Here is a 19,997-nt window from a genome sequence, read left to right as displayed (position 1 = left end):
TGGAGGTGGTTTTAATTGACGCATTTCACTTAAGGAAATGATCTGAGAATTGTTTGTTGTAAGTATATATTTCTTTTTCAGCACAACACTCGTTACAAATTCTTCAGTCCATTCAAGACCTCACGAATTTTACCTGAAGGACGTGGAGCATTTACACTTACAATTTTCCCTTCAGGATCAAAAAGCATGAAGCGAGGGATACCGTTGATCATGTAATCCTTACTAATATTGGTTCGGTGTCCAACATTGATTTGGATACCTCCCAATTTATCCTTTTCAACTTTTTTCTTCCATTTATCCATATCATCATCCACCGATACACTCAGGAAAACAATATTTTTACCATGATATTCCTTCTCTAATTCCTGTAAATAAGGAATCTCCGCACAACAAGGGCCACACCAGGTTGCCCATACATCCACATAAACATACTTGCCTCTTAAATCAGAAAGAGAAACCGATTTCCCCTCAACGGTTTGTCCGGTAAAATCAGGAGCTACTTGCCCTGGACTCAATTTCTCCCAAGCTGCAACCTTAGAATTTATTGGATTTAAGTATGCCTCATTTGTCACCAAAGCACGAAACTTTTTAAGCAATTCCGATTCTCCAGTAATACCCCATTTGACACGATCACGTAAAATAGCATAAGCTAAATATTCTTTAACCATGGTATTTGTAGTTATCTCGTCTAAACAAGCAAACTGTGATAAAGCATAGGTGTTCTTTTCCCCATTTACTTCCGGATTAGCTTTAAGGTAATCTGAAGCCTTATTAGACAAAGCCGTTTCAACAAACTCATTATAAAGCGGAATACCAACCAATTCGCCTAAATTAAAATCAGCTTCTTTCAAATGAGAGGTGATTTTTTCCGAAGCAACAAAAGATCGGTCTCCAATATATGCGCCATGAGAGCTTTTGAAACTAATGAAGCTATTTAGCTTTTCATACTTAATCTTGTTCATCTCAAGACGAACAAAATCAGAGTCGGCATAGTCGTTTGCTTTAGCGAAAGCATCCAATAAATTCTTTTTCTGAGTGTAAATATCATTCGCTTTGGCTATGAAAGCCTCTTCATCTAAAGCTAAAAATTCTCTCTTATTGGGTGTTAGCTTTACGTGCAGTTTGTACATAGCCTCTTGATATAAGTTAGTAGCAACAAGTACATTCTGATTTGTAAATTTAAATCCATCTTCTTTATTGGTGACATCCTGAGTAAAACTTAACTCAAAACCTGGTAATAAAAGAAAACTTCTACTAAAGTTTTTACTCATCAGATAAGCTGATGATTGTTTATCAAGCTGAAGAGTCGTTTCAAATCGGCCGTCTTTGTCCACGGCTACAGTATCAACTCTATCGTCGATATAAAGTCGAAGAGAGGATTCATCAAAATTAATCAAATGACCTTTTAAAGTCACCTCATTACTATTTTTCTGACTGCAAGCAAATAAGCTCATTAAAAATACAATTGCCAATATCTGTTTCATACAATATCTTATTTAAATTATAATCAGCTCAAACTGCTTATTCATTAATTTATATCTCGTCATCTTCAAAATAATTCTTATACAAGAAGAATATTATTTCAGAAACGTTTCCAATTTCTTATAAAATTCAGCATCTTCTCCAATATATCGAAATACAATTTGTCCTTCAGGTGAAACTAATATCTTTGTTGGAAATGCACTTACTCCAAACTTTTTAACAAAGTTTTTCTCTCCTTTTCCAGATAATATTTGATGCCAATTAAAATTTCTATTCTTTATCATTGAACGCCATCTTTCGGTACTTCCATTTTCCGATGCAATGCCCAATAATTCAAGTTTATCGGCATGCTTTTCTTTAAATACTTTCATTTCTGGCATACCTTTAATACATGCTCCACACCACGTTCCCCAAAAGTCGATTAATACATACTTCCCTCTTAGGCTTTTTAACGAAAACTCTTTTCCTGAATAGGTTTCACTTGTTACAATTTCTGGTGCACTTTTACCTTCTGATGTTTTTTCGATATTATCTTTTTCTATTTTCAATTGTTTATACCTATCCATCAATTGATTATAATACATCGAACTTTTATAATCTTCTGATATTTTACTAAAATATGCAGATGCTTTGTCTAAAGAAATTTTATTATTCAATAATTCTCTAGCTGTATACAGTCCAATTATTGATGAAATATTTTCTTTTACAAAGGCAAATTTTGTTGTTGCTATTTCATTGTTTAGTTCTTCTCTTTCTTTACCCACCTTAGCTTTTTCATTTTCATCTAAAGATGGATCACCAAGTTGACAAGCAAGATTCATCGCTTTATTTAGCAATGGGTGAACTTTCTGATTTAATTCTGCCATTAAATCATTTTCTCTATCACCATATGCGTATGCTTCGATAAAATCGGTAGCCTTTCCTTTTGCTTTTATTTCTTTATTAGGTATCGCCACAAAACCTAATAACGATACAGTAGACATAAAGTAGCCTGTTTTAAGTGGATTTGAATACTTCCTTACTTTATTGTCTGTAAAATTAAGATAAATAATAGTTGGTTCACTTACTTTACCTGTGTACTCCACTTTATTTCCTTGCATAGGAAATTTTATCCATCGTCCTTCAGGCTTGTCTTTTTCTGAGAAATAATAAGAGCCCTCGTCAGAACTTAATCCTTCGATAGTTGCTGTGATTTTAAAATCTTCTACTTTTGCTGTATTTTCTTTTACTCCAATAAGTTTATTTAATTCTTCGTAAAACTCTGGATCCTCACCAACATGTCTTTTTACAATCTTACCATTAGGATCTACAACTATTTTTGTTGGGTAACCTTGTACATTAAACCTAGTTACAAGATTATTATCCGACTTGTTAGATTTCACATGTATCCAGTTATAGTCTTTAGTATATTTAGACTTTAACCATCTTTCTTGGGTATCGCCACAATTAACAGCAACTACTTCTACTTCATTTTTATTGGCATTTCTAAAATCCATTAATCCCGGCATGCCTTTAACGCAAGCTCCACACCATGTACCCCAAAAATCAAGGATGACATACTTCCCTCTTAAATCTTTAATGTCAAAGCTTTCTCCATTGATAGTCTTATCTGTTTTAAACTTTACCTGACTTCCAATTTGAGTAGAATTGTATCCGTTTACACGTTCGCTTAATTCCTTATAATAGGATGTTTCAGAATATTTTGACGAGAATGAATTAAATAGTTCATCAATTCGTTTCATTGGCAAGTGACTGCGCAAAGCCATGTCAGATAACATCCATACGGATGCTAAAAGGTTTGGATGATCAGCTATAAACTGCTCTTTCATAGCAATTGATTTTGCAGACATTTTATTGGCTTTCTTTTCAGCCTCTAGTTTTATATCATCCTTCAATTTTGAAGCTTCAACTGAATAATTAACAGCTTCGTTCATAACAGGAAATATGGCTTTATTTAATTTTGCTAAACCATCATTCACATCATCACCTGATGGATAAGCATTTACAAAATCAGATATTTCTCCTTTAATTGATACGTTTGCTCCTGGATAAACAAACAAAGCCAGAAGTGATGATTTAGCTGGTATGTATCCTCGTCCTGCCCATTTTACCACACGATCAACACCTGTAGAAATAGTTATATGAGTGAGTTCGCTGACTTCAGAAGTGAACTCGAATGATTCGTTTTTCACTTCTACATTTTCTCTGCGGTAACCATTGGGATCATTAGGATCGGTTATGATAGCCATCATTTTTTCTGAATCCAAACCTTTAATAGTTCCGTGTATTTTAAATGTATTTTCCTGAGCATTAGTGGTATTAAATAACAATACCATATAGCTTAACAAAACAATTACTGTTTTAGTCATTAGTATAGTGTTTTTGAGTTTAATTACAGATCTTTTTAATCCTATATGATTATAAGTATGGGGAATTACTAATCTGTATGAATTCATTCATCTTTTTGGTAAAGAACAGAACTTTCGAGGCTGTAATTTAAGATCTACTATGCCAGAATCAACTGGCATAGTAGATCATATTATTAATAAGGGCCTTCACCTTTTAGATCTATTGGCCAATCCTGACCATCAGCACGAGTTACTCTTACCTTAGCCCATTCGTCATAACCATCTGTATACGAATAGGTCCATGTAATATCGCATGTTGGACCATTGATATTAGTAATTTCCCACTCTGTTCCGTCAGCTCCATCCAAATCAAGAAGACTGCCACAATCTTTATCCTTTATCTTACAGCCAAATTTATTGCCATTATAGGATGTTCCAAACTGACAATCGTCAATCGTGTAATCACCACTTAACGATACACGTGTAATCTCAACAGAACCCGTTTGACCAACAGAACCTGTAGCTCCAGAGCCTTTTTCCAGTACTTCGTAATTCAATACACCTGATAAATCATTTGGGCAAGCAAAACCAGTATCTACCCCAAGTATATACTGACAATTACTACCAGAGCAATCCATTCGTGTATCCGTTACTTTTCCACTCTTGTCGGTAATTACCCACTTAAACTCAATTAAATCTGTAGATACTAATTTATTTGGACGGTTCTTATTAAGTAAGTCATCCTTGAAAAGCTCATACAATTCATCAATAGTTACATGTACTTGAAACTCGCTGAAGTCAGGTATATCAACATAAGTTTTGAATAACTTACCGGACTCCCCTCCATGCATAACTTGCACATCTCCATCTGTTTCTTGCAAAAATGCATAGACTTCTAGTTTATCAACAGCATCAGCATCATTAGCTGATGCAGGCAACACAGAAATGTTGAAATCTAATTCTTCAACAATGAATGCATCTGCATTAGTAGCATAAAAGAAATTACGATATTCACCTGGCATCACCAGGGTCATAGCTTCAGCTTTCCATTCGAAATCCTCTTTTGATAGATTCTCTTCATCGCATGAATTAAATCCTATTGCCAATCCAATTAAAGAAATCAACAATGGAATATATTTTATTTTTTTCATTTTCGTTGTTTTAATAAAATTCCCAATATTAATATTCATTTTGAACTGTTTGACCTTCACTAAGATTAATAACGCCAGAGTTCAGTGGGCGTGCAAATAAACGCGAGTCTGGTTCAATGACATATTCTATAGGTGCAGCATCCATATTGACTTGATTCCCATTAAGTGGATAAAACTTACGTCGAATAGTAATGTTATCTGTTTCCGAATCCACATTCAAGCGTCTTATATCGTACCAGCGAATGGTAAAAGGCATTTCACGACGACGCTCATCAATCACTGCTTGAATGGCACTTTTCTTATCACTTGGCAATGCCAATGCCGTATAATCAGAAGCTGCAAAACGGTTAATTCTAACTTGTTCTACATCAGCCATAGCTCCTGAAATGTCCCCCAATCGTGCTTTTGTTTCTGCACGAATCAAGAACATTTCTGAAGTGGAAGGGCCTGAAATACATTCACCATAATTTCCACCTTGAATATATCCCACATGTTGATTTGTCTCAAATCCAAAACGTTTCAAATAGTTTTCCACCATAAATATTTCATATCTCTTATCTAAAGGATCATATAAATCCAACAACTCCTGACTTGGTAAAGTTTTCCAAGATGGATTAAATATAGAGCGGTTCATATATTGTCCTGTCCAAAAATTTAACCAAGCACTTGTATAAGAAGGATACGAGTTAGTCATAGGATAAGCAAGACCACTGGCATCTTCAACTGTATAAAACTCAGAATCATAATCAATCATCTCTGAGTGTTCAGACAAAGCTGCAGTAGCATACTGAGAAGCTTTAGTAAAATCACCCATATACAAATAAAACCGAGCAGCAAAAGCCTCTACCGCTGCAGTACTAGCTCGCCAATTGCGTTCAAGTGACACATCCATTTTAAGAGCTTGCTGCAAATCAGCTTCAATAAATTCATAAGTATCTTTCAGAGATGAACGACTTAAACTCTCTTCAAAGTCAACGCCTACTCTCAATGGTAGACCTAGTTCACTCTCAGTACTCGTACCTGGATGCAAGCAATAGTTTAAAGCCAGTGCAAAATACTCTGTTGCACGAATAAAATGAGCCTCGTATTTTAATTGATTTTTTAAATCATCAGCCCCCGTAATACTGTTTTCAGCAATTACTTTTAGAGCTAAATTGCATAACCACACTGTATTATAATGATGATCCCAACAAGCGTCTTTAGCACCCTCAATTGATGTGGCAAACAAATATTGCTCGATGGCTTCAAAAGTAAAAGCACTCGGGAATTCATTATAAACACCTAAAGGAATGTCAAAGTTGTCTGTACAGTAAAAATCCGGATTTGATTTAGAAGAATAATAAACATCATTAAATAAGGCATCCAATTCTTCAGCAGTTTCCAATGTTTTAGCTGTCGTTTTAGTAGGAGCTTCGTCAAGAAAACTATCACAAGATGCAAACATTCCTACTACTAATAATATCAATAATATCTTTTTCATAGTCTTACACTTTTAAAATCCTAGATTAAAACCAAATGTATATGATGGCCCTGATTTGATCCTACTTCCTTTTATATATTCAGGGTCTATCCCTTTATCATTAGCTGTCCATATCGTCCCTAAATCTCTGGCATGGGCATATACGGTTAGTTTGTCTAAACCAATAGATGAGGCGATTTTCTTAGGTAAGGCATACCCCAGATACAATTCTTTAATACGAATATGACTGGCATCTTCAACCAATGTATTTAAATGAGGTACATACCAAGCCCAGCGGTAACTGTAGAATTCATATCCTGTAGGTAAAGCAGGTATACCCATCTCATCAGCTTTTCCTTCCATCAATCCATTTAAATCTTCATGATAAAAACTTTTGGTTCTGGAAATCATCGCATAATCGTGAGTACTGCGTCTAAACTTATGACCAAACTTAGCCGTTATAAGTGCTCTAGCTGTAAAGCCTTTGTACTTAAAACTATTTCTCCATCCCAGAACATGAGGTGCTATAAGAGTACCCATATTTCGTAAAACATCAGCTCCATTTTCACCATTCGATCCAATGTTTTCATTCATCGTATAGGTAGTGCCATTCTCTCCTATAATCGTTGGTAAATGATCTTCATTCATACCCCCATAAACCCATGAGTATACAGGAGCTACCGATTCACCTTCTACGAATCGATTACTTGAAATATTCTTTGGGTAAATATGATCGACTTGTAGCGAAAGGACTTCACTCGTATTATAAGAATACTGCAAGCCTGTTTCCCATGAAAAATCACCAAACTTCAAATTAGAATTTAAATTCAACTCGATACCTTTATTAGATACCTCAGCTACATTAAAAATCTGTCTTGAAGTACCATAAGTTGGAGCCACAGATACTTCTGCCAATAAGTCTTCACTCTGCTTATTATAAACCTCGAAAGAACCATAAAGCATTCTATTAAACATAGAAAAATCAACAGCTACATTTAACTGATTAATTTTCTCCCAACGCAAATTTGGATTACCAAAATCACTTACATAACCATAATGAGCACCCGTACGATTTGATGGTGATGAAGACAAACTAATCACTGGAACAGTAGACGCTGTCGTTACAGTATTTCCTGAAATCCCATAGGTCGTACGTAGAATTAAACGATCAATAAATTTTACAGGCTGCAGAAAAGATTCACGCTTAGCATTCCAGCTTCCGCCAATTGACCAAAATGGTGAATATCGAAATTTAGGATCATCCACAATCATATTGGATGCATCTGTTCTGTAGCTACCCGTTAGAGTATATTTTTGCTTGAAAGTATAGGCCCCATTCGCAAAAAATGAAAACAATCGTGTACTTGAGTATCCCAACGAATGCCCTGAAGAAAGGTTTCCATAAGAATTTGTAATTAATGTATTCCAGGTTACTGCACTGGAACCGTACCCATAAGGAGGATTAGCATGTGTATTCTTATCAGGATCATATCCATAAAGAGTGTTTCCATTACTTTCAGTAATAGTCCAAGCATGTTCACTTGCTGCTACCAAATTAATCTCATGTTCGTCTCCAATCTTTTTATCAAAATTAATTTGGTTACGAATATCATATGATTTTGATCTAGAATCACTTGTATTTAACATACCACCTTTGGGAACATATGTTTTGGAAACTGTATTTGTAGACATATCATAATCAACGTTGTCATTAACCATATTACGCACAAAATAAGTATCCTCTCCGTTGTAATTATTTCTCTTAGAAGAAAAACGTTCGAATTGAAAACTGGGTGAAAAAGTCAGGCCTTCAATAATTTTAAAGTCTAAACCTGTTTGAATACGTGTATTATTATACCTCGTAATATCATCACGGTTCAACATTTCCTGAACTGGATTATAAGCCCAATTATTATAGGGTAAACCGTTTGCAGTTTTAGCTATAGTATTCATATATGCAAAATTAACACCATAGTCAACTTGTGCATATGTACCATCTTCATTAATTAATTTCTCATATGGAGACATCTCTCTGATGGTGTTTATATCACTACCACTATTATCGCTCTTCTTAATTTCAGACATTATGCCAAACCTTAAACTCAATCTATCATTTATCTGATAAATATTTCTGAAATTTATCAACACTTTATCACTAGCCGACTCTTGGAAATGCCCTTTTACATCATTATACAAGACTGACAAAAAATAAGATGCCTTATCAGTACTTCCGCTAATAGAAACATTATGCTGCTGTGTAACTGGTCTACGTAATAAATACTTCCTTACATCATCTTCATAATTTGTCGCTTTCAAACGAGCAATTGTATTATCAAGATCAGATGTACTGATAGCTCCTCTTTTATGATCGAAATAAGCTTGTACTCCTTTAGAGTATACATCATTAGCATCACGTAAATTATCAGGAACTCCCCAATACGTTCCATAATCATTATCAACTAAATATTTCTCGTAATTCAACTGATTATCAACCGATGCACGAGCCATATTATAATCCAGATCAAATTCTTCACCAATCTTCAGGTAAGAATTTACATCAATATTGAATTTTCCTGAATTCTTACCTTTTTTAGTTGTCACCACAATAACACCATTCCCGGCTCTGGCTCCCCAAATAGAAGCAGCTGCGGCATCCTTTAGAACTGTTATGCTCTCAATATCGTTAGGATTAATTGTTGAAAAATCGCCATCAACAGGGAAGCCATCCACTACAATTAATGGAGATGAATTACTATTGATTGTACTGACTCCTCGAATGGCTATTTCATTTTTACCAGTAGAAGGATTATAGCTTTCTTGCAATCCCGTAACATTTCCTTCTAAGGAACTCCCAATCTCTTCATTAGGGCTATTCTCAATCTCAGCACGTGTCATGACACTATAGGACCCGGTTGCTCTCTCTTTTGAAATTTTTGTCAATCCTGTACCATAAACTGTTACTTCATCCATTTGTTCTGTATCTGCAGTAAGAGTTACGTTTTGAACAGCCTGGCCTGAATAAGTAATTTCTTTACTTATCATACCAACAAATGAGTATACCAATACCACGTTGTTACCTTCAAATTCAATTGAATAATTACCCTCGATATCTGTAGCGACTCCAACTAAAGTTCCCTTAATAACAACTGATACACCTGGTAAAGTATTTCCATCTTCGTCTTTAACGGTTCCTTTGAGTCGTTTTTTATCTTGCTTAACTTCCTTAATGATAACAGGAGCCTTTTTTGTTAAGACAACAAAATCTTCAATAATTTCATAGTTAAAAGGCGCTTGCTTACAAATTTCATCAAGAGCCTTTTCCAAACTCACATTTTGCATATCAAGTTCAACTCGAATAGAAGCATCCAAATCATCTTCGTTGTACATAAAATAGGTTCCAGTTTGCTCTTTCAACTCCTCCAAAACTGTCCTGAGCGAAGCCTCTCCTGTGCGTATACTGACCTGCTGTCCCAGGAGCACAGATGCTGACAATTGCATCGTAAATGCAAAAAATAATATCAAACTTAGCTTCATAACAAGCAATGTTTTTCTAATAGCAGGTGATAAACACCGCCACTTCAGGTTTTTTTTCATAACTTTAGGGTCTAGATTTATACTACCATTGAGTCTAATTTTCAATGGTTGGTTAATATTGGAACAGGGAATGTGGCCGCATTTCCTGTTTTTTTTTATTCTATTTTGTTAGTGGCCGCCAACAAAATATCTTCTAATCAGTAGATCGACCTACTATAATTTTATCATCCCTTATGGCAAATTTTATATTTGCCATTTTTTCTATCATTTCCAGAGTGAAATCTATAGGTTTATTTCTCTTAGCTGCTCCCGTAAATCGTAAATCTCTATATTGTTTTTCGGTAAAAAAGAATTCCACATTATACCAACGACTTAGCTGGTGGCAAATATCTTCAAGAGAATGGTCATGAAATTCGAACACGCCATTTACCCATGATGTATATAGATTGGTATTAACGGCTTGAATTAGAAATTCACTTTCTCCTCGTTTTACCACAGCCTGATAACCTGGCTTCAAGAGTTCCTTATTTCCTAAAGAACTTAATTCAACACTTCCCTCAACTAGGGTTGTCGCTATATAGTCCGCATCATCATAAGCTGACAGGTTAAACTTGGTTCCTAAAACCTTTACCTCTGTATCTCGCGCTTTAATAATAAATGGATGACTTGGATTATGTGCAACTTCGAAATAAGCTTCTCCTGTTAATTCAACCTGACGTGTACTGCCGGCAAATTGAACGGGATACTTTAATGATGATTCTGAATTCATCCAAACCTTAGTCCCATCTGCTAGAACCAATGAATATTCTCCACCTCTTGGCACATTGATGCGATTGTGAATCAATCGAAGCTGATCATTTTTATTATCATTATAAGTCAAGCTATTCGAAGAATCTTTTTCGATAAGGGTTCCATCTTTTTCAGATATGACTGAAGTAAGAGTCTCATCTAAGATCATTTGTTTACCTCCATCAAGCGTTAGTATCGCTTTTTTAGAACCAACAGTCGTTATCTCAGCAAAATTGTAATCTTTATTAAAATCGTACTCACTCGTAACTTGATAAAGCATAAAATAACTCACCACAAATACAACAGCAACCGCTGCAGCATAAGGCAACCAAGAGTAAAGTGTTCTTGTTTTAGCTTGCTTAGTAGATTTAGTTAGTGAAGCACTAATTTTCATCCATGCTTCATTTTCATTCAAATAATTCAGCCGACTGATTGCTCCGCTTTCTTTTAATAGAGTTAGATAGTTTGCAAATTCCTTTGAATGATCTGGACTTGAATCCAACCATTCTTTGAGTACCTGAGTATCTTCATGAGAAATTGTGTTCTCATGATAACTCGCAATCAATTCAATTATATGTTCTTTCGAAAATTTCATTCTTTTATTCATTTACATCTATAATCTCAAAATTTTAAAATGGGTGACATAAAATGTCACCTTTTTTCAATTTTATTATAAGATAATGAATAACAGACAAGAAAAAGATTGAAAATCGTAAATGTGAGGCAATAATTGTTTGAAGTTATTGATATTTTGTAGCCAATTATTGGTTATCAGTTATCTGATAGAAGAAATAATCTCTGACTCTTTCACTTTTGACCTTTGCCCTAGTTTCAAGCTAACATGATCATTATAAGGATATCCATTGAAGAACGAAGATGTTTCAATGCTCTTGAATAATGAGTCTTAACCGTATTAACTGAGATATTCAATTCCACAGCTATATCAGCGTATTTAAGTCTTTCAAAAACAATTGCTTCAAACACCTTTTTAGATTGAAGTGGTAAGAGCTCTATCTCCTTATATAATCTTTCTTTACGTGCCTCAAGTTCCTGAGATTCAAATTTATCTTCAATGATTTTATAAGATAGATTCTCAATGTCTTCAAATCGAAATCTTTTATCTTTCTGAATCTGCTTTAGTGAATTATTTTTCACTGCTGTAAAAAGATAGGATTTAACTGAACCTGTAAAATTCTTAAATCTCTTCATTTCCCATAAATCAATAAAAACTTCCTGAACCACATCCTCAGCTTTTTCAAAGGAATCGAAATATTTAAAAGCGAATACACTAAGAGGAGAATAATACAAATCGAACAAGAGGCGGAGTCCAGATTCGTCTCCACTTCTTAATTTATCAATGATATGTTGTTCCTGAATCTCCATTTTTGAGATCGTAAATGTAAGAAAGCTATGCTAATATACAAATATTTTAATTCGTCCATAATTCTCCAGCACTCACAAATAAACTCACTAAACACTAACACACAACACATTAACCAACACCTTTATGGGTGTGTTTTTTTAACACAAGAAGTAAAATATAACAAATCGTATAGATATACACAATGAAACTGATAGCATTAATACTCAAGTTCATTTTAATTAAGCTCAATCTAGTTCTGCATTTTGTAATGAAAATACAGACATTCTAAAACAATATTTTAATACGGTTTAAAATTTAAGCAACAATCTTTTTGCCGGTAAACTGTTCGTAACGATATTTGCATAAGCTTTCACATAACTCGAAGCTCTAAACACTCTAAACAAATAAAATGAATATAAAAGGAATCGTATTCGATTTAGACGGGACGCTAGCCGATTCGATTGAGGATATCGCAGAATCAATGAATCAGGTTTTAGAAGAGCAAAACTTAGCAATACACAGCATCGATACCTATAAAACTTTTGTAGGAAATGGCATTCGTAAATTGGTTAAAAGGTCTTTACCAGAGGAATTAAGAACGGATGAACTTTTCACGAAGAATCTGAATAGAATGCTTGAGGTTTATGGTGCTAATTGTATTAACAAAACCAAACTTTATCCAGGTGTTGCCGATTTACTGGATCAGCTTCAGGAAAAAGAGATTAAGATTTCGGTATTCTCAAACAAGGCTAACGATCTAACTCATAAAGTGGTCAAAGTTCTTTTGGCGAAATGGGATGTTTCATTTGTAATTGGAGCAGGTGGTGATGTTGCAAGAAAGCCAAATCCTCAAGGCGCTTTAATGGCAGCTGAGAAAATGAAAATCTCTCCTAATAAACTCATGTTTGTTGGAGATTCGGGAGTTGACATGGAAACAGCGAAAAATGCAGGTATGTTTGGGGTAGGTGTTTTATGGGGATTTCGTGGTTCCGATGAATTAAAAGCGAATGGAGCCAAAGCCATTATCAGTGAAGCGTCTGAACTACTAAATCATCTTTAAAAAATACGCTTAGAAAGTGTCCTGAAATATAAAAGTTAAATATTTAACGTCAATCCTGTAACAATGTTCGGCGAAGCCCATTCATTTCAGGATCTAATAATCAAATATTAAGATTAACTTCGTTGATCTCGCAAGCTCGGTACTGAAACAAGTTCAGAATGACGAATATATTTTCTCAGGACACTTAAGTTTTATATATTTCTACAAAACAACCACTTTCCGATTTACAATAGAGCCATCGATATCCAGTTTCAAAATGTAAATTCCTGCTGGAAATGGTCTTAAATCCAAATCGATAAAGGCGTTATATTGCGAAACAAAGCCACTTAAACGCTCTGCCCCACGCGTATCATAAAGCCACCAATCAATCCTATTAAATAAAACGGCATTTAAATCAACCCGGGTTTTCACATTCTTACTCGGGTTGGGATAAACTTCAAGTTCAGCCCCATAACTCGTATTGATATTCTTTGTGATGCTTCTATCTCCACAAACGTTACCTACAGTCAGGTTCACAAGATACTGACCCGAATTCTGATACTCATGATTGGGGTTCATCAGTTCTGATGTTTGGCCATCACCAAAATTCCATAAATAAGTCAATGCATTTTTTGAAGCATCTCTAAAATCAAAGCTTTTTTGCTTAAACAAATACGTAAACTCAGGCTCTGTTTCATCTACTACAACTAAACTCGTGAATTCATTCTCACTCACTTCTCCAAGGCTATAAACCAAACTGACTTGCTTTACACCAGATGTTGAATACTGAACAGTGTGTGGCCCTTTTTCTGTGGATGCTGATGGCGTCGCACCAGCTCCAAAATTCCACGAATAAGAATCATAATCCATCCCAAAATTAAAAGACACTTCAACATATGACTCTACGCAGGCAATATCCTTATTTAACTGAATAGATGGATTATACCCATCCAAAACGAATACGCCAGTATTGTCAGGATCTAACCAATGTTTAAGTTGATTTTCTTTGGCAGGGTAAGTGTCCCAGCTGCTAGAGAATTTAGCAAAATAATCGTCTACGGAATTTGAACAATTGGCATCGCCACCAGTAAGATCACCAATAATTCTATGCTGTGTATCAAACAGGGGAGAACCTGATGAACCACCTTCGGTCGTTCCCCATTCCCAATTCGATATATGCCAGTGTGTATTTGTATCAAAGGTATAATCGGAGTCAGTATAAGTAGCAGTTCCAGATGGATCCTGATCCATGGATATTTTCTTCACATCGCCACTGGGATGATGAATACAAACCGTTTGATTAGGTATTGATCCCGACCGATCCCAACCAGCATAGTAAGGCTGATAAATAGATGGTGGAATAGAACTCATCTCCAAAAGAGTGAAATCCAAACGATTCGTTGTCGCTCTTAAATTCGATCCTGAAATGGATTGGCTCTTGCTACCCATCGTTCCTTCACAAGTTTCCGCTTCATAATTGAAATAGAAAATAGCCTGTTGTGCTAGTGACTCTTCATGTATAACATGGTGAGCAGTTAAAATATAGGGACGACCATCTTTCTTCGAATTGTTGATCAAAGTACCCGAAGCAATAAAACCACCATAGGTAATATGACAAACAGCCCGTTTCTCAACTTGCCAATTTAAGCCTTCAGGACAGTTGACATTCACATTACAAGCCCCAGATGCACTCTTCACTTGAGAACTCTTGGAATCCATAATTCTAAAAATATTCTTAAAATCGTGGTAAACTTTCCCTAGTTTGAGTTCAGCATCGAACTCTGGATTAATGGGTTCAATATACTCTATAATAAGATCATCACCAGCTAAAGGCTCAATTGCAAAGCGTCCCGAGGTTTTATTGTTTTTTTCCGTATACGCTCCTAAAACTGTATCATTGGTATAATTATAAACGAACAACTTACCTCCCTTAGGCAAACGGAACTCCTCAAACACAATACTAAGTGAATAAGCTCCCGGTGAAGCAATTGCAAGATTCCACACACGTTGTCCAGTTGATAAAACCGTCCAAGTCCCTGAATTTTCACTCGTCTTATCCACAATAAATTCATGCGCAAACTTTGCATGCTTCAATCTTGATCTGCTCTCGGAAGCTCTCTCCGATTTAAGATTAAACATCTTTTCAACTGGCATCAACACCGTTTCAAATTTCATCTGACTTGCTGTCTTCTTAAAATAGGGGTAGCCACCATGGGAAATTTGAGCAAGTGAGGCTAGTCCCGAAAAGAGAAAGAAGACAAGAATAGAAAAGCTTATAAGCGTATAGCGCATAAATAGGATGTTTGTTGATAGGATGCTAAAAATAATAATTTTATGGTGATAGTAGATATCATAAACAAAAAAAGCCTCACCAAAAGTGGGGCTTTACTATCTGAAAAGGATTCTTAATCATCATCAATCTCCTCTTGACACTCTCTATCGAACTGAATTTCCATCTTAACTTTCTGTTTTGCTTCGTGTAAGGCAAGCATATAGAACAGATCCTGGAGATCGGGAGAGGAAACACGTTCTGCCAAATCCCAATAAAACATGAAAGTGGCCTTTTCTTTCTCCATAGCCATTATTAAAGCGTCATGATAGTCGGGGTCTTCATTTGAATAATCTACATCAGCAATATAATGTTCTGTTTTCAATTCTTTTATCTGATCAAAAGAATTGTGATCAAAATTCCCACTAATCCGTATAGCCTCTAACTTTAAAATGTGATTTTGCTTCTCGAGAGCAATATCCCTAAATAATTGCTCAACCTTGGGTTTGCTCATCTTATCGGCCAACTCATCATAAAAATCCACCTCACTTTGCTCTTGCTCAATAGCAAAATTCAAAACCTCGTCTATATTGTTATATTTTTCCATAATATTGCTTATAAAATAAAAACGATTCAAATTTTAATCACAACTGAATATCCTAATTATCAAATAGAATAAACTCATCATATTCAATTTCTAGCTTTAATTTCTGACGGGCTTCCTGATTAGCTAAACTCATAAAAGTCTGCTTACCTACTTTATCAGAAGTCCAATCGGCCAATTCCTGATAAAGAATGAACTTCTCCTTTTCTTTATTCATAGCAATTATGAGGGCTTCCTGATAAGATAAATTCTTTTTCGTATAATCAATCTCAGAGAAAGAACCTGCAATTTTCAAATCTTGCACATTCTCAACATCCAATAAAACACCGATCTCCTTCATATTTTCCAACTGTAGCATTCGAGCTGTTTTTTCCAGTGCAATACTTCGAAACAATTGTTTGACATTTTTACGTTCCATTGTTTCAGCTAGCTCTGAATAAAATTTAATTTCATCCATTTCACTTTCAATGGCAAAATCAATGATCTCTTTAAAATTTCTAAAAATTTTCATTCTAAATTATATTTAAACACATGAATATTACTCAACTAAAAATAGATCAGTATATCAAAATAGCTCGTGTGTATGAAAAGTTACGAAATAAAAAATAGTAGAACAAGATATTTTACATGAGACAATTATGAACTTGAGTTAAATTTGATACTAATAAACTTAAGGCGTTATTTTAAATTGGTTAAATTTGTGTTTCAAAAAAAAACTTGACTATGAGTAAAACAAAAGCATGGGTACATGCCTTTAGATTAAGAACACTTCCCCTAGCCTTATCCAGTATCATACTTGGAAGTCTGCTTGCTGCATCACATCATTCATTCAATACTCGCATTTTCATATTAGCCATTCTCACTACGCTATTTTTGCAGATTCTTTCAAATTTGGCAAACGATTTAGGCGATTCCATTTCAGGTGCCGATAACGAAAATCGAGTGGGTCCGGAAAGGGCTGTTCAAAGTGGCATCATCAGTAAGTCCCAAATGAAGAGCATGCTCTATGTCTTTATTATTCTATCCTTAGTCAGTGGTTCATTTTTGATTTATGATGCGGCTCGCCTAATCAGCTTACAAGAAGCGATCCTGATTTTTGCTATTGGTATTCTAGCAATTTTGGCTGCTATTAATTATACGGTGGGTAAAAACCCATACGGTTATATGGGCTTTGGCGATCTTTTTGTTTTCATCTTTTTTGGCTTGGTTGGCGTCATGGGGTCTTACTTCTTACACACAGGGAATTTGCAGTGGGATCTACTTCTTCCTGCAAGTTCTGTTGGCCTTTTAAGTACCGGTGTTCTCAACCTAAATAATATGCGTGATATTGAAAATGATGCTAAAACGGAGAAAAGAACCTTAGTCGTTAAAATTGGTTCAAAAGCGGCTAAAAATTACCATCTGTTTGTTTTATCATTAGCTATGCTTTTTGCAATTGCTTACAGTATTTTCAATTTCAGTACAGCTTTTCAGTTCATCTATTTATTGAGTTTTCCTCTGATTTTGCGAAATATTTACTTTGTAAATATCAATCAGAATCCACGAGATTTAGATCCCGAATTAAAAAAACTGGCTCTGTCATGTTTCTTTTTTAGTCTTACCTTTGGTTTAGGTGCTCTTCTATAAAACTTACATCTATTTAATTTATGTTAGTAGCAAATTTTCTTTATTTTCCTTTAGATTTCAAACGACCTAGTGGTACATCACGCGGTATTCTTACAAAAAAAGAAGCCTGGTTTGTTCATGTTTGGGACGATAAAAACCCAGAAGTAAAAGGTATCGGTGAATGTTCTATCATAAGAGGATTAAGCCCTGATGACAGAGAAAATTACGAAGAAAAAATTCAGGCGGTTTGCGATCATATCAACCAAATTGAAAACTATCTTGCCGATGAATTAATTGAATGGCCATCCATCTATTTTGGCTTCGAAATGGCTTTAAGGGATCTTGCAAATGGTGGGAAACGTCTTCTATTTAATTCGGATTTCACAGAGAGTGAAGCGAAAATCCCAATCAACGGTTTGGTTTGGATGGGTGATAAAGCCTATATGCAAAAGCAGGTTCAAGAGAAAATTGATAAGGGATTTAATTGCATCAAATTAAAAATTGGAGCCATCAATTTTCAGGAAGAATTAGAGATTTTAAAATCCATTCGAGAAAAATTTAATTCTGAACAAATAGAGATTCGAGTTGATGCCAATGGTGCTTTTCATCCTGATGAAGCGATGGACAAACTAAAGGCTTTAAACAAATTTGATATTCATTCAATAGAACAACCCATAAAAGCTCGTAATTGGGATGCTATGGCAAATCTTTGTAAAGAGACTCCACTCCCCATTGCACTCGATGAAGAATTAATAGGCATCTATAAGCTCGAAGATAAAATCAAGTTAATTAAACAAATACAACCTCAATATATTATTTTGAAGCCAAGTTTGCTTGGAGGTTTCAAAGGTAGTCAGGAATGGATCGATATCGCAAAAGCGGAAGGTATTCCTTGGTGGATGACATCAGCATTGGAATCGAATATCGGATTGAATGCCATTGCACAATGGGCTTACACCTTAAATAACCCAATGCCACAAGGTTTAGGCACGGGACAACTTTTCACCAACAATATCGAATCGCCTTTGGAAGTATCTGAAGGGTATTTAATCTACAATCAATCAAAAAAATGGGCAGTCGATGAAAAGCTTGGAGCTTAATTTTTCTCAACTTAATACGAGGCAACTTATCGCTCTTTGCCAGGATGAGATTAAAACCTCAAGTGAGCAATGGCAAAAGGATATCTATGCATTTACCCTAGAATGGTTAGATGAGAATTTGCATGTCAAAGCTAAAACATCAGGTTCAACAGGCAAGCCCAAAACAATTCAGCTTGAAAAAGCTAAAATGATACAGTCCGCAAAAATGACGGGCAAGTTCTTCAGTTTAAAAAAAGGAAACAAAGCCCTACTTTGTCTATCCCCTCAATTTATTGCAGGAAAAATGATGATTGTCCGCGCTCATATTTGGCAAATGAACTTGATATGTGTCAAGCCAGACGGTCATCCTCTCACCGATCTTAATATGAATATTGATTTTGCGGCAATGATACCTCTACAGGTCGCAAACAGCATACATAATAACGAACAAATCAATCGCGTTAAAACCATCCTAATTGGTGGCGGTGTTGTTGACAAACAGATCAATGATCAACTTCAAGATCTGAACTGCCATTTCTATTCTAGCTTTGGTATGACAGAGACCCTTTCTCATATAGCCCTAAAGAGCTTAAATGGTGCTGATAAATCGAATCACTACAAAGCACTAGGAGGCATCAAGCTTTCAATTGACGATAGAGACTGTTTAAAAATAACAGCACCAAAACTTCTAAACCAAAGCATTACAACAAACGATATTGTTAATTTAGTTTCAAATAAGGAATTTGAGTGGCTTGGAAGATTCGACCATGTTATTAATTCGGGAGGCATAAAATTATTCCCTGAACAAATCGAAGAGCAACTGGTATCATTTATTAGTTATCCTTTTTTTCTAATTGGTATTCCTGATGATCACCTAGGTGAAAAAATGATTCTCCTAATTGAGTCAAATCATATAAATGAGGAACAAAAAAAGCAGATTCATGCTAAAATAGACTCTTATTTAGAAAAATTCCAGCGTCCTCGTGCTATTTATATCGTTCCAAAATTTAAACGAACTTTAACAAACAAAATTCAACGAAAAGCTACTCTCATAAGCCTTAGAGAAGACGGTGTATTTTAGCAGATTAACAGTATTAATTGCTCCTCAAAATCACTCTTATTTGTTCCAAATAAGTATAGGTCTATTATCGAAAAAAATCAGCAAGTAGTCTTACACTCATAATCAACGCTTTATATCAAACCATACTAGTCTTTATATATACATATGTGATATACAACATATTTGTATAGGTTTATAGTTGCTATTTTGTTGCT

General features: G+C 35.1%; 14 protein-coding genes. 4 read left to right on the top strand and 10 right to left on the bottom strand.

Going from position 1 to position 19,997, the window contains the following annotated elements; all coding sequences use genetic code 11:
- Positions 1-92: 92 nt before the first annotated feature.
- The 7 genes from DWB61_RS12545 to DWB61_RS12515 form a co-directional block, all read right to left on the bottom strand.
- Complete coding sequence (locus tag DWB61_RS12545; RefSeq protein WP_125031253.1) at positions 93-1,484, bottom strand: TlpA family protein disulfide reductase; 1,392 nt, start codon at positions 1,482-1,484, stop codon at positions 93-95.
- A 93-nt stretch (positions 1,485-1,577) separates the two neighbouring features.
- Complete coding sequence (locus DWB61_RS12540) at positions 1,578-3,851, bottom strand: TlpA family protein disulfide reductase (RefSeq protein ID WP_158614407.1); 2,274 nt, start codon at positions 3,849-3,851, stop codon at positions 1,578-1,580.
- Positions 3,852-4,024: 173 nt separating this feature from the next.
- The gene (locus DWB61_RS12535) at positions 4,025-4,981 is read right to left on the bottom strand and encodes a hypothetical protein (RefSeq protein ID WP_125031251.1); all 957 of its coding nucleotides are present in this window, start codon (positions 4,979-4,981) and stop codon (positions 4,025-4,027) included.
- A gap of 28 nt (positions 4,982-5,009) precedes the next feature.
- Positions 5,010-6,461, bottom strand: coding sequence for a RagB/SusD family nutrient uptake outer membrane protein (locus tag DWB61_RS12530; RefSeq protein WP_125031250.1), 1,452 nt, complete (start codon positions 6,459-6,461; stop codon positions 5,010-5,012).
- Positions 6,462-6,473: 12 nt separating this feature from the next.
- Entirely contained in the window at positions 6,474-9,974 is a 3,501-nt protein-coding gene (locus DWB61_RS12525; RefSeq protein WP_158614406.1) for a SusC/RagA family TonB-linked outer membrane protein, read from the bottom strand.
- Between the two features lie 193 nt (positions 9,975-10,167).
- Positions 10,168-11,358: a FecR family protein gene (locus DWB61_RS12520; RefSeq protein WP_158614405.1), complete on the bottom strand. Its 1,191-nt coding sequence runs from the start codon at positions 11,356-11,358 to the stop codon at positions 10,168-10,170.
- A 236-nt stretch (positions 11,359-11,594) separates the two neighbouring features.
- Positions 11,595-12,146 (bottom strand): RNA polymerase sigma-70 factor, encoded by a 552-nt coding sequence (locus tag DWB61_RS12515; protein WP_125031247.1) that lies wholly within the window; start codon positions 12,144-12,146, stop codon positions 11,595-11,597.
- Between the two features lie 389 nt (positions 12,147-12,535).
- On the opposite strand from DWB61_RS12515, the gene DWB61_RS12510 reads away from it, so the two are divergent.
- Positions 12,536-13,186 (top strand): HAD family hydrolase, encoded by a 651-nt coding sequence (locus tag DWB61_RS12510; RefSeq protein ID WP_125031246.1) that lies wholly within the window; start codon positions 12,536-12,538, stop codon positions 13,184-13,186.
- 201 nt (positions 13,187-13,387) lie between these two features.
- Here DWB61_RS12510 and DWB61_RS12505 read toward each other — a convergent pair whose 3' ends face one another.
- From DWB61_RS12505 to DWB61_RS12495, 3 genes are all read right to left on the bottom strand, one after another.
- Positions 13,388-15,457: a PKD domain-containing protein gene (locus DWB61_RS12505; protein ID WP_125031245.1), complete on the bottom strand. Its 2,070-nt coding sequence runs from the start codon at positions 15,455-15,457 to the stop codon at positions 13,388-13,390.
- Between the two features lie 113 nt (positions 15,458-15,570).
- Positions 15,571-16,041 carry a ferritin family protein gene (locus DWB61_RS12500; protein ID WP_125031244.1) on the bottom strand — a complete coding sequence of 157 codons (471 nt, stop codon included), beginning with the start codon at positions 16,039-16,041 and terminating at the stop codon, positions 15,571-15,573.
- 52 nt (positions 16,042-16,093) lie between these two features.
- Positions 16,094-16,549 (bottom strand): ferritin-like domain-containing protein, encoded by a 456-nt coding sequence (locus DWB61_RS12495; protein WP_125031243.1) that lies wholly within the window; start codon positions 16,547-16,549, stop codon positions 16,094-16,096.
- A gap of 212 nt (positions 16,550-16,761) precedes the next feature.
- Here DWB61_RS12495 and DWB61_RS12490 point away from each other — a divergent pair, with 212 nt between their 5' ends.
- Genes DWB61_RS12490 through DWB61_RS12480 form a run of 3 tightly spaced genes read left to right on the top strand, consistent with a single transcriptional unit; the run spans position 16,762 to position 19,803 of the window.
- Positions 16,762-17,664 (top strand): 1,4-dihydroxy-2-naphthoate polyprenyltransferase, encoded by a 903-nt coding sequence (locus DWB61_RS12490; RefSeq protein ID WP_125031242.1) that lies wholly within the window; start codon positions 16,762-16,764, stop codon positions 17,662-17,664.
- Positions 17,665-17,684: 20 nt separating this feature from the next.
- Positions 17,685-18,743 carry an o-succinylbenzoate synthase gene (gene menC, locus DWB61_RS12485; protein ID WP_125031241.1) on the top strand — a complete coding sequence of 353 codons (1,059 nt, stop codon included), beginning with the start codon at positions 17,685-17,687 and terminating at the stop codon, positions 18,741-18,743.
- Positions 18,724-19,803: an AMP-binding protein gene (locus DWB61_RS12480; RefSeq protein WP_125031240.1), complete on the top strand. Its 1,080-nt coding sequence runs from the start codon at positions 18,724-18,726 to the stop codon at positions 19,801-19,803. The genes menC and DWB61_RS12480 overlap by 20 nt, the downstream gene beginning before the upstream one ends.
- Positions 19,804-19,997 lie beyond the last annotated feature (194 nt).

The organism is Ancylomarina euxina (genome assembly GCF_003863355.1).
Classification (GTDB): Bacteria; Bacteroidota; Bacteroidia; order Bacteroidales; family Marinifilaceae; genus Ancylomarina; species Ancylomarina euxinus.
This window is presented reverse-complemented; position numbering and strand designations above follow the sequence as displayed.